Source organism: Streptococcus acidominimus, assembly GCF_001921825.1.
GTDB lineage: Bacteria > Bacillota > Bacilli > Lactobacillales > Streptococcaceae > Streptococcus > Streptococcus acidominimus.
Map to the genome: position 1 here is coordinate 1 of NZ_MSJL01000015.1, position 14,638 is coordinate 14,638.

Annotated in this window: 17 protein-coding genes; 9 read left to right on the top strand and 8 right to left on the bottom strand. The window is 43.6% G+C overall.

The window, feature by feature from the left end; translation table 11 throughout:
- A partial coding sequence (locus BU200_RS04405) for a transposase family protein (RefSeq protein ID WP_142237021.1) occupies positions 1-224 on the top strand: 224 nt, incomplete at its 5' end.
- Here BU200_RS04405 and BU200_RS04410 read toward each other — a convergent pair.
- The 4 genes from BU200_RS04410 to recD2 all read right to left on the bottom strand — a co-directional run bounded on the left by BU200_RS04410 (position 225) and on the right by recD2 (position 4,411).
- Positions 225-476 (bottom strand): hypothetical protein, encoded by a 252-nt coding sequence (locus tag BU200_RS04410; protein WP_075099019.1) that lies wholly within the window; start codon positions 474-476, stop codon positions 225-227.
- Positions 473-1,060 (bottom strand): DUF1700 domain-containing protein, encoded by a 588-nt coding sequence (locus BU200_RS04415; protein WP_075099020.1) that lies wholly within the window; start codon positions 1,058-1,060, stop codon positions 473-475. The genes BU200_RS04410 and BU200_RS04415 overlap by 4 nt, the downstream gene beginning before the upstream one ends.
- Positions 1,047-1,373, bottom strand: coding sequence for a PadR family transcriptional regulator (locus tag BU200_RS04420; protein ID WP_075099021.1), 327 nt, complete (start codon positions 1,371-1,373; stop codon positions 1,047-1,049). The genes BU200_RS04415 and BU200_RS04420 overlap by 14 nt, the downstream gene beginning before the upstream one ends.
- A gap of 665 nt (positions 1,374-2,038) precedes the next feature.
- Positions 2,039-4,411, bottom strand: a complete 2,373-nt coding sequence (gene recD2 / locus BU200_RS04425; RefSeq protein WP_075099022.1) for an SF1B family DNA helicase RecD2 — start codon at positions 4,409-4,411, stop codon at positions 2,039-2,041.
- Positions 4,412-4,615: 204 nt separating this feature from the next.
- Between recD2 and BU200_RS11110 the strand changes: the two genes are divergently transcribed.
- Positions 4,616-4,771: a hypothetical protein gene (locus BU200_RS11110; RefSeq protein ID WP_158015100.1), complete on the top strand. Its 156-nt coding sequence runs from the start codon at positions 4,616-4,618 to the stop codon at positions 4,769-4,771.
- A 66-nt stretch (positions 4,772-4,837) separates the two neighbouring features.
- Here BU200_RS11110 and lepB read toward each other — a convergent pair whose 3' ends face one another.
- The 4 genes from lepB to BU200_RS04445 all read right to left on the bottom strand — a co-directional run bounded on the left by lepB (position 4,838) and on the right by BU200_RS04445 (position 8,694).
- On the bottom strand, positions 4,838-5,431 hold the full coding sequence (lepB, locus tag BU200_RS04430) for a signal peptidase I (RefSeq protein ID WP_075099023.1): 594 nt from the start codon (positions 5,429-5,431) through the stop codon (positions 4,838-4,840).
- Positions 5,432-5,441: 10 nt separating this feature from the next.
- Complete coding sequence (gene rnhC / locus BU200_RS04435) at positions 5,442-6,341, bottom strand: ribonuclease HIII (RefSeq protein WP_075099024.1); 900 nt, start codon at positions 6,339-6,341, stop codon at positions 5,442-5,444.
- Between the two features lie 510 nt (positions 6,342-6,851).
- Positions 6,852-7,721, bottom strand: coding sequence for an RluA family pseudouridine synthase (locus BU200_RS04440; RefSeq protein ID WP_075099025.1), 870 nt, complete (start codon positions 7,719-7,721; stop codon positions 6,852-6,854).
- Between the two features lie 4 nt (positions 7,722-7,725).
- Positions 7,726-8,694: an NAD(P)/FAD-dependent oxidoreductase gene (locus tag BU200_RS04445; protein WP_075099026.1), complete on the bottom strand. Its 969-nt coding sequence runs from the start codon at positions 8,692-8,694 to the stop codon at positions 7,726-7,728.
- 337 nt (positions 8,695-9,031) lie between these two features.
- Here BU200_RS04445 and pbp2a point away from each other — a divergent pair, with 337 nt between their 5' ends.
- The 7 genes from pbp2a to BU200_RS04480 all read left to right on the top strand — a co-directional run bounded on the left by pbp2a (position 9,032) and on the right by BU200_RS04480 (position 14,233).
- Positions 9,032-11,215 carry a penicillin-binding protein PBP2A gene (pbp2a, locus tag BU200_RS04450; protein WP_075099027.1) on the top strand — a complete coding sequence of 728 codons (2,184 nt, stop codon included), beginning with the start codon at positions 9,032-9,034 and terminating at the stop codon, positions 11,213-11,215.
- A 48-nt stretch (positions 11,216-11,263) separates the two neighbouring features.
- Positions 11,264-11,416, top strand: coding sequence for a 50S ribosomal protein L33 (rpmG, locus tag BU200_RS04455; protein WP_075099028.1), 153 nt, complete (start codon positions 11,264-11,266; stop codon positions 11,414-11,416).
- Positions 11,417-11,425: 9 nt separating this feature from the next.
- A complete protein-coding gene (gene secE, locus BU200_RS04460) occupies positions 11,426-11,602 on the top strand; it encodes a preprotein translocase subunit SecE (RefSeq protein WP_075099029.1) in 177 nt (58 codons plus the stop codon).
- An 87-nt stretch (positions 11,603-11,689) separates the two neighbouring features.
- Positions 11,690-12,229, top strand: a complete 540-nt coding sequence (gene nusG / locus BU200_RS04465) for a transcription termination/antitermination protein NusG (RefSeq protein WP_075099030.1) — start codon at positions 11,690-11,692, stop codon at positions 12,227-12,229.
- Positions 12,230-12,289: 60 nt separating this feature from the next.
- On the top strand, positions 12,290-13,294 hold the full coding sequence (locus BU200_RS04470; RefSeq protein ID WP_172459314.1) for a YdcF family protein: 1,005 nt from the start codon (positions 12,290-12,292) through the stop codon (positions 13,292-13,294).
- Between the two features lie 171 nt (positions 13,295-13,465).
- Positions 13,466-13,774, top strand: a complete 309-nt coding sequence (locus BU200_RS04475; protein WP_083609355.1) for a DUF4298 domain-containing protein — start codon at positions 13,466-13,468, stop codon at positions 13,772-13,774.
- A gap of 222 nt (positions 13,775-13,996) precedes the next feature.
- The gene (locus tag BU200_RS04480) at positions 13,997-14,233 is read left to right on the top strand and encodes a phage holin (protein WP_075099032.1); all 237 of its coding nucleotides are present in this window, start codon (positions 13,997-13,999) and stop codon (positions 14,231-14,233) included.
- The last annotated feature ends 405 nt before the right edge of the window (positions 14,234-14,638 follow it).

A 14,638-nucleotide genomic window follows, 5' to 3' on the forward strand; every position in this document is an offset into this window, starting at 1 on the left:
ATGAAAATAGCTTTATTCCAGCTAAGAACTCAAAACATCACAGATTGACGGAAGAGGAAAAGCAACTAAATCGTGAGATGGCAGCGATTCGTATCCAAATTGAGCATTTCAATGCGAAGTTTAAGACGTTTCAAATCATGAAACAAGACTATCGTGGTCGGAGAAAACGTTTTGAAATACGTGCTGAGTTAATTTGTGGGATTATTAATTTTGAAACCAAGTAGTTACCGAACAAGTCTATTGGAATAACGGACATGGAATTGGTCATCCGGAGATTGCTCCAATCGGACATCTTTTGAGGTGGAGTCTAGTCTGATTTCATGAATATCTTGATAGGTTTCTTCTATTAAGTTGGGAGTGGCAATCGCCTTGATGTCTTCAATGCCGCCCATGAAATAGCCGATGCCGCAGAGAATGAGACCGGAAATTAAGGCGATAAAGCCTGTCAATAAGGTAATGGTAACTTTCTTTTTCATGCTGTTTTACCTCGCTTAAGAATCCATTGAAAGAGTTTTTTGACTAGATGGCTTGACCAATAGGCAAAGATTCCAGTCACCACGTAGAGAATGGCTGCACTGCCGATGAGACCGATTCCAGAACCGAATCCCATGAGGAAGGCTGGAACAGACTGATTGAAAAGGCTAAAGGCTTCCCAGATCAGGTATCCACCTGTCACGATGAGACTTAGCCCAAAGACAAAGGCAAGGAGAATCAGACCCGCGACGCTTGCGATGATGAAAAGGAGTGTCCCAATGAGGCAGAGCAGTATCGGCACAGTGATGGGGAGCGATAGAAGTGCCAGTAGGGCGAGCCAGATGGTCTTGGTCTTGCTTTTTCGCTCGGCAGTGATCTCTTCTTCCATATGACGATCGAGGATATTGTTGATGATGTCACTTGCAGCTTCTTTTGGGGAACCTAATTCTTCAATCAAGGCTGCTTCTCCCTCTGATCCTGCATCATCAAAGTATTCTTCGAAATAATTGACGGCTGCTTGGTATTCTTTGTGGGGCAGTTTTTTTAGATGTTTCTCCAACTGCTCCATGTATTCAGTTCTTGTCATGACGAATGCTCCCTTCTATGATACCGTTAATCGTTGATGTGTAGATGTCCCAATCTTCCTTGAGTTTAACCAGTTGTTCGTGGCCTAATTGGGTTAAACCATAATATTTTCGAGTACGCCCTTGGTATTCTCGGGAATAGGTTGCCAAGTAATCATTTTGTTCCATTTTCTTTAAAATGGGATAGAGGGCAGATTCCTTGATATTGGCAATCAGCTTAATGGTCTGACTAATCTCATAACCGTAAGAATCGTTGGACTCTAAAATCGCGAGAATGAGAAATTCTGTCAGCACAGCAGGTACGGGAAAGTACATCTCAAGACCTCCTTTACGTTGATACACTATAAAGATAGATAGTAATTTATTATATATCAAATTTTATTATATAACAAATATACACCCATTAACAAAAAAAGTCAATAGATTAGATGAGAATTTGTTCTGCAAATTTCTATCCATTGGTGGAGTATAGCAAGATGAGTTAAGGAAGTAATATAGTCATTTAGTTTATATTTTTATTACTTCGTTAACTCATCTTGTATAATTGAACTTGAGCTACAACTCACTGACAAAAAGATAAATACTCCTAGAAGCCAACGCTTCTTCGTCGTATTTCCTATTTTGTCTAGGAGTTGCTTAACGCTCTCGTATCTTGAGTTGTACTATTGAGAAAAGTTACACTTTTCTTATCTATCACTTGTCTAGTTATCAACTAGACAACTACCTGCGACTTTTAACGAAAACTTCGTTTTCTTCATTTCCCACCTCAAACAGTCTCTCCCCAGACTGTTTGAGCTAGTACTAAAAATAAACTAAACGGCTATAAAAGTAAACTGAGTGACCATATAAAAGATAAACGCAACGGCTATATAGGTCAAAGAAAAGGACTTAGTCCTGTCCAATACAGGTTAAGTCCTTTAAAATAATTGTTCATGTTTTAGAGAGTGCTACAAATGACAGGGAAGTCCCCAGCTTGTTGGCTATTGCTTGGCAAAAAATGCTTGAATATCTGATTCCGTGATGCCGATCATGGGGTCAATCGTTCGGATATTTTCTTCGGTGAGAATGTAGGAAGGGGCGGTGCTTTCATCAGAAGCTAGATTTGGAGTAGCCTCTGCATCTAGCTCCAATTGGGTCTGCCCTGTATCAAAGCGTTCTTTGAGGTAGGTCTTGCGGCTGGTACCTGCATTTTTCACAGCATAGTCAAAGGCGCTGTGTTCTCCTAGGAGAATGAGCTTGCTCTTTGAACGGGTAATGGCTGTATAGAGCAGGTTTCGTTGGAGCATGCGGTGGCTGGTTCGGGTAATCGGTAGAATCACCACCTGAAACTCGCTCCCCTGTGATTTGTGAATCGACATGGCATAGGCAAGCGTAATCTTGTACCACTCGTTGCGCGGGTAGACGACCTCGCTACCATCAAAGTTAATCGTGATTTCATCCTGCTTAGAATCGGTATATTTGGCAGGTAGGAGATCGGTAATATAGCCCAGATCGCCGTTAAAGACATTGGCTTCGGTATCGTTGACCAAGTGAATGACGCGGTCGCCTTGGCGGAAATGGGTCTCGTTTTGGAGAAATTCCAACTGTCCTTCACCAAGAGGATTGAGGAGGGCTTGGGTAGTGATATTCAGCTGGTCAATCCCTGCCTGTCCCCGATACATGGGGGCAAGGATCTGGACTTCCTGTGCCTTGATTCCCGACTGAACCGCTGCGCTGACAATCCGCTCAACGAGCGCAGGAATTTGCTCGTTTCGGGCTTCAAAATAGGAGCGGTCTGCTTTTTTCTCTCGAAAGTCGCTCGGCAATTGGCCTTGGCGGATATGATTTGCCAGAGTGACAATCGTTGAGTCATCAGATTGGCGGAAAATTTTTTCCAAGGTGATGCTGGGAATGGCAGGTATTTTCAATAGGTCTGAGAGGACTTGACCGGGACTGACGGAGGGGAGTTGCTCGGCGTCGCCCACAATTAAGACCTGGGTTGTTGATGAGATGTGCTGGAAGAGCTGGTTAGCTAGCCAAGTATCCACCATGGAAAATTCATCAATGATGATAAATTCGGCATCCAGATACTCATCACGGTAACTTTCTTCCTGCCCCTCGGTTAAGCCCAGATGTCGGTGAATGGTCGCACTCGGCAATCCCGTTAATTCATTCATCCGTCTTGCGGCTCGTCCTGTTGGTGCAGCTAGTAAAATGGGGCAATCACCCGAAGTCTTGGTTAGGTTTATGCCGTGAAGCATGGCATAGATGGAAATAATACCATTGATAACCGTGGTTTTACCGGTTCCTGGTCCGCCTGTCAGAATGAAGAGGGGATTGTTGAGGGCTTGGTGGATAGCCTGTTTTTGAATGGGGTCATACTGGAAGCCGGACAGTTCCTCTACCTCTTCAATTGCCGCGTCAATCTTTTCAGAAGAAAAGCTAGAAACCTCTTGTTTCTCTAATAAGCGCTTCATTTGCTGATGGATACCATACTCTGCAAAAAAGAGGGAATTATCAAAAATCTTGGTATCGATCTGTTGGACTTTCCCCTCCTGAATCAGTCCCGTTAACTCTTGCGCAACAAGAGCAGGATCAAGTTCAATCTTACGAGCTGTTTCAAGAACCTCTAGGGTATGCTCTAGTAAATCGCGGGCTTCGACATAGGTATCACCTGTCTCCATGGACTGGTGGATCAGACTGTATAGCATTGCCGCCCGAAAACGTTGGGGGGAATCGCTCGCAATTCCTAAATTTTCTGCCAACTTATCGGCAATGATAAAACCGAGCCCTTGAATATCCTCCACCAGTTGATAGGGATTTTCCGCGATGATATCCAATGTTTTTTCCTTGTATTTTTCTTGAATTTGGAAGGCTAGTTTGTTTGGAATCCCATACTCAGCGAGCTTTGCAAGGGTGACTTCTGTACCGTAGTTGAAGCGTAGCTTTTCGATAAAGGCCTGTCGATGTTTCGCAGAAAGTCCTGTAATTTGGGTCAATTTTTCGGGTTCGGCAAGGATGTGGTCAATGGTATTTTCACCGTAGAGCTCAACGATTTTTTCAGCCGTTTTCCGACCGATCCCCTTAAATTGATCGCTGGAAAAGTATTTGACCAAGCCAGCAGAAGTTGGCTTGCTCCGTTCATAGCGCGTGATTTGTAGCTGTTGCCCATATTTGGGGTGGGTGACCAAGTGACCGTAAAATTGATAGTCCTCTCCCTCAATGACATCTGCAATCGTTCCTGTCACGATGATTTCGTAGTCATCATAGTCGCTATTGGTCTCATCAATTTCAAGAAGCAGAATCTTGTAAAAATTGGAGGGATTCTCAAAGATAACCCGATCGATGGTTCCTGTAAAATAAATTTCACTCATATCAGTTCCTAATTCTATAATACTCAATAAAAATCAAAAGTAAACAAGGAAGCTAGCCACAGGCTGTACTGGCGTACGGCAAGGCGATGCTGACATAATCTGATACTCGTCAAAAATCAAACTCTGACGTTGTTAACTCACCTTGCTGAACTTCAGTTCTACCTGCGGTTTCATTGCCTAGTCAGATTTTGATTTTTATAGAGTATGAATTTGATTTTTGAAGAGTATAAGCCATTGAAAAATCACAAGCTACTGGTTCTCCAGTTGCTCATCTATCTGGATATGCGCTCGGTAGCCTGTGATTGGTCTGTTGTCTATGAAACTCAATTTCTTCCAATTGAGTTGGAAAAAGCTGGATAGATTCGCGAAACTCGCTTCCTTGAAACCGCAGAACAAAAGTTCAATAAGGTCAGCTGTTGTTAAGGATTAAAAACCTTGGATACGATTAAAAGGATAGACACGAGAGATAATCTTCCCCTTGATTGACGATTTTCTAAAGGTTCCGACTTTGCGGCTATCTAATGAGACAAGCCGGTCATCTCCTAGGAGATAGTATTGCCCTTCAGGGATTTCAACGGTAAAAGTAGGGCTTCCTTGTGCATCTAGTGTGAAAGCAGATGCACTTTGGGCAATTCCTTGGAAAGCGGAATTGTAGGCATAGGTCGCTTGGAGTTTGTCTTGAGCAAACGCTGCCTTGTATTCCTCAAGGTATTCTTCCTTAACTTCTTGGCCGTTGATGTAGAGAGTGTCGTTTTCATAGTGAAGCGTATCACCGGGCATTCCAACGAGACGTTTCACGATTTGTTTCTCTTTTCCGTTTTCATCTGTCTCGGCTGCGACCACGATGTCAAAGCGGTCGACACTTCCGAGTTTTAGCATGACTAGCATATCCTTGTCATGCAGGGTTGGATCCATGGAATGTCCTTCAACGCTTACCAAACTCCAGACGAAGATTCTGGAAAGGAGAATCACGGTGACAAAAAGGGAGAAGAGCCCCCACTCTTTTAAAAAATGTTTCATTGATAAAACCTCATTTACGATAGGATAAAAGTGCTTGAGCCTTTTGGGTATTGGCAAAATGGAGTTTTGCTGTCTTTTCGAGTCCAGCCATGCCATACTGGGCAAGGATATCGCGAGCGATCTGTTCAGATTGCTTTCCAGCCCCTGACGGTAGATGGTGTCCGATTTCCTGACTTAGTTGGGTTAGATTTTCTAAAAACATGGCTCGTGCAATAATGGAGGATACAGCAACAGCTAAGTATTTTCCCTCAGCCTTTTCTTCTAGAGTGACAGGATTAGGAAAGCGATTAGCTTCCTGCGCCAAATAGCGATTGTAGTTTTTGCTGCTAGTAAAAGCATCAATGACAATCTGTTGAGGTGTGACACCCTTTTGCAGGAGCAGGAAAATGGCTTGATTATGAAGAGCGACCTTGACCGATACCGCATTGTAGCCACGGGCGATAACCTCATTGTATTTTTGAGGGGCAAGTAGTAGCGCTTGATGGGGGATCTTCTCTTTTAGCAAGGGCGCAATTTGTTTGATTTTTTGATCGGTCAATCGCTTGGAGTCGTCGACGCCCAGTGATGTGAGAAAGGCGTGATCATTAGGGGTGATGTAGCTAGCAACGACAGCGAGCCCGCCAAAATAGGAACCATTGCCCACTTCATCTGTTCCAATCATGGGAAGGTGTTGAGAGAGTTTTTTTTGCGGGCTTGGTTTTTCTGCCTGATAGCCCCATTTTTGAGCATGCTCTTGCGCCTTTCCTCCCTGAAACATCACCTTTCCTGATTGGTAGAGAGTGATACTGACATTCTCTACCTTAAAAAAGGCTTCTACATAAGGATTGTTACTGGGTAGCTGGTAGGTAGCATAGTCTGCCTTTAGCTGCTCCTTTTGTTTGTTATCAATTATTATCACAAGATTGTTCATTTTTTTATTATATCACAAAGGTCTAAAAGTATGAAAGCAGGAGACCGGATAGAAAAACAAACATCCTGAACAATTCAGGATGTTTGAGGAGATTTATGAAAAAGAAAAGTTTTTGGGGATGAATAAAGTATAGCGCTCAAACCTTAATCTTTTCTTAAAGCGTGTAAAGGTAGATGAAAGGAAGAGAAAAATCAACGGATACTCGTCAAAAATTAAAATCTGACGTCGCTCACTTATTTTGCTGACCGTTAGTTGTATCTCGTGTCAAGTGTGGCTCCCTTTGGGACATAACTGTTTCAGCTTTAGCCAGTTCCAGATGTTGATGTTTATAGAGTATGAAGTGTGGTGGTGCAGGGTATCAGCACTTGGCAGGTGTTGATGATAGAAGCTATTTTGTTCTATCTCGTGATTTCATTCTACAAACATTCCTCTCCATTTTTAAAGTTAGGTCGTGTCTTAGAGGGCAAGTTAGTCTGCTTCACCTGTTATTGAGGAGTTCTGTACATCCTCTTATTTTATGTTGTCCACTCCTTTTTCAAAACTAGGGGATTCTGCCTTAACAGAGATGGTCTCAAGTGTGAAAGGGTGGGTAAAGGTGAGTTTGTGGGCATGAAGCATGAGCCTGCTGGCAGGAATCTTGCCATAAAGGGGATCGCCGATGATGGCATGGCCGTGATGAGCAAGATGAACTCGAATCTGATGTGTGCGCCCTGTCTCTAGCTGGCATTTGACCAGACTTGTCCTAGTCAGTCCTTTGAGACAGGTCATTTGTGTGATGGCTACTTGTCCCTTTCGTGGATCGACCACTCGCTTGCGTCTATCATGGCGGTGACGACCGATCTTGTCCGTGATGGTTCGTGTTTTTTCTGGGACGAGCCCTTGGCAGAGGGCAAGGTATTCACGGAAGATCACCTTGTTTTCCAACAGGCGGTTTAAAATCGGTAGGATAAAAGGGTTTTTAGCAAATAAAATAGCTCCACTTGTTTCTTTATCTAGGCGGTGAACGACATAGCAGGTCTGCTGGACATAGGCTGACACGTGATTGAGCAAGGCGATTTCAGTCGGCTCATTGCCGTGGGTTTTCAGCCCCTCGGGCTTATTGACGACAATCAGGTGCTCATCTTCATATAGGACGTTGACCAAGTCGCTCCTCCCCCAAGGGATGGTTTTTTCAGGATAATCTTCCTCATCAAAGATGAGTTCCAATTGATTGCCTGCTTGAATCGGGCTTTGCCAGTTGATGACCTGCCCGTTCACACGGACGTGTTTTTTGGTGCGGAGGAAGTGCCGAATCTTTCGAGGAATCAAAAAGTAATCTTCTAATACTTCCTTGACGGTCATAGCGGGAAATTGATCAGGAATTGTAATGGTATATTTCATAGACTTATAGACTGGATGAGTGCCTTGGTTGCACCTTTTCGGCTGGATTGATGAAATGCATAGCGTTGTTAACAGCGGTCGGTGCTTCTCCTAGCCCCGTTGCAATCAAGTCCACCTTTCCCTCGTAGGAACAGCAGTCGCCGACCGCATAGATACCAGAGATAGAAGTCTCTTGCTTACGATTGACGAGGATACGATTGCGCTGTAAATCCAGTCCCCACTCCTTTAAAGTACCGACAGAAGACTTAAAGCCGTAGTTGACAAAGAGATGGTCAAAGGGGAGGGTTAGCCGTTCCTCGCTCTTGACCTTGGCAAATTCGATTGCCCTTGCCTGTCCCTTTTCTACTTGAAGGGCTTGCGGGATATAGGGGGTGTGAATGGTGACCCTTGAGGCTTTTAGGGCTTCGACACTATGCTCCATGGCACGAAAATTATCCCTACGGTGTACAATCTGGGTGCTTTTAGCTAGCTCCTCAAAGGCTAGTGACCAGTCTACCGCAGAATCTCCTCCTCCGAGGACTACCACATCTTGATCTGCATATTGCTGGATATTTGCCACATGATAGTGGATATTTTCAAAGTCGTCTGCCTGCTCAATCTCAAGAGGACGAGGTTTAAAAGCGCCCCCTCCCATAGCGATGATGATGGCCTTTGAAGCGTGCTCTCCCTTTGATGTTATAATGGTGAAATGCTCCCCCTGTGTAATGCCCGTCACCGTCTCGTTGAGGCAAATGCTTGTCTCGAAAGGTTGGAGCTGTTCGAGGAGACGATCAGTTAGTTCTTGACCGGTTAGGCGTGGGAAGGCTGGAATGTCTAGGATGTTCTTTTCAGGATACAAAATAGCCGGCTGTCCACCCAACTGAGGGAGGGATTCAATAATCTTGACCCTAGCTTGGCGCAAATGTGCATAAAAAGCGGTAAATAGCCCCACAGGCCCGCCTCCGATAATGGTAATATCATACAGTTCAGTCATTCAAATGCCTCTTTCAATCAGAATATTTCTATTTTACCACAATGTTTTTGACAGGGACATCAGAAAGGCACTGTCACAGAGACTCAAAGGGAAGCGTAGGGGAGTTTAACGGTTTTATAGAGTATTAGTACAGAGTATCAATCTGACGGGTGGGAGACAGGTAATCTTTTGTCATCTTATATCTGCAAGCCTGCTTGAGAAAGCATTATCCCGCTACTGTCTTTCTGCTATACTTAGGGAAAATTTCCTTGGTGTGAGTGGTTTTTAGGCTTCTATCGGCCTGAATATAGTAAAATGTAGTATAATGGTACAAAAATTAGTAGAAAGAGAGAGTATCATGGACGAATATGATGTAAGAGAAGCTCAGGAATGGGCTCAAGAAGGTCGTCAGCTGCGCCGTAGTCGGCGTGGGTCTAAAGAAAATGAACGAAAACCCAAGAAGAAATCTCGCATTCCAGATCCTATTCGTCGTTTTTGGAAAAGGTATCAACTGACCAAGATTGTCCTGATTTTAATGGGCATCACCGTCTTGACGGTAGGAGGCTATCTTTTTTTCCTAGCCAAGACAGCCAATGTCGGGGATTTACAGGCAGCCTTAAAAGCAACGACAGTTATTTATGATAAGGAGGGCAATGAAGCAGGGGCTCTTTCTGGGCAAAAAGGGACCTATGTTGAGCTAGATGCGATTAGCCCCAACCTGCAACAGGCCGTTATTGCGACCGAAGACCGCACCTTTTATAAAAATTCTGGTATCAATTATAAGCGAACCATTCTGGCGCTTTTGACCTTGGGGCGTTCGGGCGGAGGCTCGACCATTACCCAGCAGCTGGCTAAAAATGCCTTCTTGACCCAAGACCAGACCATCAGTCGAAAGGCTAGAGAGTATTTTCTCGCTCTAGAAATCAATAAAAAATACAGCAAGGAAGAGATTCTAACCATGTATCTTAACAATGCTTATTTTGGAAATGGTGTCTGGGGAGTGGAAGATGCGAGCCAGAAATATTTTGGGACATCCGCCAGCCAGCTAACGGTTGAGCAGGCAGCCCTGATTGCTGGAATGCTCAAAGGTCCCGAGATTTACAATCCCTATTATTCCATTGAATATGCGACTAATCGGAGAAATACAGTTCTGCAAGCCATGGTGGCTGCAGGCTATCTGGATCAAGCAACGGCAGATGCGGACGCCCAGATCGATTTGGCGAGTCAATTGAGTGATACCTACGGGGGCAAGCAGAGTAGTTACAGCTATCCATCATACTTTGATGCGGTGCTAGCAGAAGCCATTGATCGCTATGGTTTGAAAGAAAGTGATATTATCAATAACGGCTACCGCATTTACACAGAATTGGATCAAAATTCGCAGGCCAGCATGCAGCTGATTTATAATGATGAGTCGCTCTTTCCAAGTTCGGCTTATGATGGCTCTTATGCCCAATCTGCCAGCCTTGCTATGGATCCCAAAACGGGTGGGGTTCGTGCCCTTGTCGGACGTATCAACAGTTCGGAAAATCAAGCCTTCCGCAGTTTTAACTTTGCCACCCAGTCTAAGCGGAGTCCAGGTTCTGCCATCAAGCCTCTAGTTGCCTACACCCCTGCTGTTGCAGCAGGCTGGTCAATCAATAAGGAACTGGATAATCATACTGAGACTTATGGGACCTATACGCTCCACAACTTTGACTACTCAACATCTGACACGATTCCGATGTATCAAGCCTTGGCCATGTCTTACAACTTGCCGGTCGTTTCAATTGTCCATACTCTCGGAATTGACAAGGTCTTTGAATACGGGAAGAAATTCGGTCTCAACATGGACAAGGTTGACCCTGTATTGGGAGTAGCGATTGGAAGCGGTGTGTCGACCCATCCCTTTGAAATGGCGCAAGCCTACTCGGCTTTTGCCAATGCTGGTGTGATGAAAGATGGGCATTTGATTACGCGGATTGAGACAGCAGGAGGCAAGGTGCTCGTCCAGCATAAGGAAGAAAGTAGTCGTGTCATGGATAAGTCTGTGGCAGATAAGATGACCTCCATGATGTTGGGAACCTTTACCAATGGTACAGGGGTCAATGCTGCTGTCTATGGGTACACGCTTGCTGGAAAAACAGGGACTACTGAAACGAGCTTCAATCCTGATTTGACAAATGACCAGTGGATCGTCGGCTACACACCAGATCTGGTGATCAGCCAGTGGGTCGGATTTGAAAAGACTGATGAACAACACTACATTGATGCCAATAATTCCTGGATGGCGTCAAGTGTCTTCCAAACAGTAGCAGCATCAATCCTGCCAAATACAGCTGGGACAGAGTTTACAGTGGAAAACGCCTATGTTCAAAATGGTATTGAGCTACCAGTACAGCCGGTAGAGACTCCGAATGCGGGGAATTACCAAGACCACATGCAAGATATCAAGGACCGCGCTCAAAACTTGATTGATCAAACCAAGCAAGACATTATTGACGCTAAATTGCCAGAGCGGGCTAAAACCTTATGGGAAAAATTTAAGAGTTGGTTTGAGTAGTTGCCAACTCCTACAAAATATGATAAAATAGCACAGATGGAGGGCTGTATGGCACTGAAAAAAGCAAGCCTAGCGTGTGCAGTTTGTGGATCACGGAATTATTCAATAAAACTCTCAAGCAATCCCAAGCCGACACGATTGGAAGTAAATAAATATTGTAAACACTGTGGACAGTACACGATCCACAAGGAAACCAGATAGGAGTTTGTTGTGAAATTTTTAAACGATACGATACAGATTTTAAAAGGTACGACTTGGCCGACTAAAAAGCAAAGCTGGAGAGACTTTGTGTCTGTCATTCAATACACCATCTTTTTTGTAGTGATTATCTATCTATTCGACTTGATCTTGTCTAAAGGCCTTATCAGTCTCATCAATCTTTTCTAGAAAAGACTTGCAAGACGAAAATTGCCATGCTATAATGAAGAAAAGGGAAAGCCTTCGGGCTTTTTTTATTACGAAAGGAAGAAAGCTATGTTAGATAGTTTTGATAAAGGCTGGTTTGTACTTCAAACTTACTCAGGATATGAGAACAAGGTGAAAGAGAATCTGCTACAACGCGCCCGAACCTATAATATGTTAGAGAATATCCTCCGTGTGGAAATTCCTACTCAGACTGTTCAAGTAGAGAAAAATGGTGAGGTCAAAGAAGTAGAAGAAAACCGCTTCCCGGGCTATGTCTTGGTCGAAATGGTGATGACGGATGAAGCATGGTTCGTCGTACGGAATACCCCAAACGTTACAGGGTTTGTCGGATCGCACGGAAATCGTTCCAAGCCAACACCACTCTTGGAAGAAGAGATCCGTCAGATCCTAGTGTCAATGGGGCAAACAGTTCAAGAATTTGATGTTGATGTCAAGGTCGGAGACACCGTTCGCATTATTGATGGTGCCTTTGCAGACTACACTGGTAAAATTACTGAAATTGATAACAACAAGGTAAAAATGGTCATCTCCATGTTTGGAAATGATACCATTGCCGAGGTGAATCTAAGTCAGATTGCGGAATTGTAACTGAGACTGAAAAGGGAGACTTCGTTCTCTCTTTTTTATCGTAATATGAAAGGAAATAGTATGTTGCTTCCTGTTCTAACGGTCATGTTTGTAGTGGCTTTTATCATTAGTTTTTGGCGAGACCCGAGAAATCTCCTCAATGCTTTTTTATTCTTATTCGCATTGGGCTTTCTGTATATTTCTGCTCTAGAACTAGCATTTCTACATTCAGATACGCTCTATACGCTGTTGCTCTTGCTCTTTTTGTCAATACCCTTTGTGATCGTTCTGGTCGGTGTCTTCCTCTTTATCAATGGTTTTGTCGTTTTGAAGAAAGAGGGAAAATCTCTGGGGAATAGCCTATCGCTGCTTTTGGGGACAGGGCTCTTATCCTATATGGGACTAGCATTTTTAGGACTCAGCTATGCTAAGGTGCTCGCGATTGATTATCCTCTTGTCTACTATCTCTTCATCTATGTGAATTTTCTCTTTATCCTCTTTGCGGGGGTCTTTGTCGCCTTTTTCCTCTATTCTATCTTGTACCATATCTTGCCAAAGAAGCGGGATTACGACTATATCATTATCCACGGGGCAGGTTTGTTAGCTGGAGAGAGGGTAACGCCACTTCTTGCCAAACGGATTGACAAGGCGATTGCTGCCTTTGAAAAAGCAAGCAATCCTCATGTTACCCTTATTCCAAGTGGTGGGCAGGGATCTGACGAGAAGGTGTCTGAAGCCGCAGCCATTGCCGATTATCTCCGCCAGAAGGGAATCCCAGATGAGGCGATCATTCTTGAGGATCGGTCGCGGACAACTTATGAAAACCTCCTCTTTTCCAAACAACTGACGGATAAAGGGGCTAAGCCCTATTACCTTTTTGTGACCAATGACTATCATGTCTTACGAACCAGTTTTTATGCCAAAAAATTAAAGATGAGAGGGGCAGGTTTGGGCTGCCAGACTGCTTCCTATTATCTCCCAAGTGCCTTTATTCGGGAATACGTTGCGATCTTGCAAAAGCTCAAATGGCCCTTGCTCATCCTGTCTGCCTTATTCTTCTTGTTCATGCTGCTAAGTTTGTTATAGTAGTCTTCTCCCGAACTATGTTTGGTATTCATAGAGTGAGGATGATAATATCGGTCTATGGACTGATGTCATCGCGCAGAAAAGAAGTTATACTAGAATCAATCCTAAATATTTTTCATAATCTCCTTAAAACACTAGCCTATTCGCTGGTGTTTTTGGTATACTAAGACCATGAACGATATTAAAAAGATCCAGAAAATGGAAGCAGTGGTAAATCAGGCAGAAGCTGTTTTGACGGCTTTGGAGGGCTCATTAGAAGCATTCGAACAATTCTTGCCGTCTTTGACCAGTTTAATTGCCTATTATGAGAGTAGTGATTGGATGCGTCACTATGAGATGGACGAGGCGGGGGAACTCCCGCAGGATATGGCGCGTGGAGTTTTGGCTGAGGATACTGTCTATCATCTTATTTGGCGCTATCATGAGTTGAAGCAGAACATGAAAAAGCTAGGAGCACTTAAGGAGACGAATTCTAAGTAGCTTGCCTAGCCCGCTGTATGTGCCATAACCTGCGAGATTTGATGCCTAACTCTCAATAGTTTATTCTACCAGCAAACGTGCTGGTATTTTTGTTTCGTTAAATGTATTATTATGTGATAAAATGTATTTTTATACTCCGTAAAAATCAAACTGCGTTAGTGCAGGCTGAAGCTCGCTCAGGTTTTGATTTTATTGGGTATTATAAAAATAGGGAGGTGTTCTATGAAACGATTAAAAATCCGTTTTAAGCGTCAGATGTTTTGGATCGGGCTAGTGTCCTTGATTCTAATGTTAGTTGATAATATTTTGGTTTGCTATTTCAATATTGAGATTAGCCGTACCTTGAATCAGATAGAACAGACGGCCTGTATTATTTTTAGTACCCTTGTCTTTCTGGGTGTGCTAAATAAAGAACCAGATGTAGAGGTTCAGCCGAAAGGGAGACATTCGATTGGCTAATGCGTAGATATTCTATCTGGCAATCGGTGCTAGACTTAGAAAAATTTTACAGGATATTGAGTATTTTTATGCTGGGGAGCCATTATGGTTTTTGCAAATGAAAACCTAATGGAGCAATACAAATGCGCTTACTCCTCACTAAAGATTAAAAAGAATTTGGGCTAAAGCACGAAAAAAGAGCCGTAGCTGTTCCAGTTTTAACTGGTTACAGTTACGGCTCCTTTTAGGAAACAGGCTGAAAACTCCATCGGAGTTTTTGGTGCTATCAAAAGGACCTCTATTGTAAGGGTATTGAAACCCAGCTAAAGGGAGGGAAGTTTTAGAGAATGGGTGCATTTATTTAAAAGTTCCAAGTAAGATATAGATATTCTTTGTCTTAATATGATGAAATTAGTAGCTGAATAC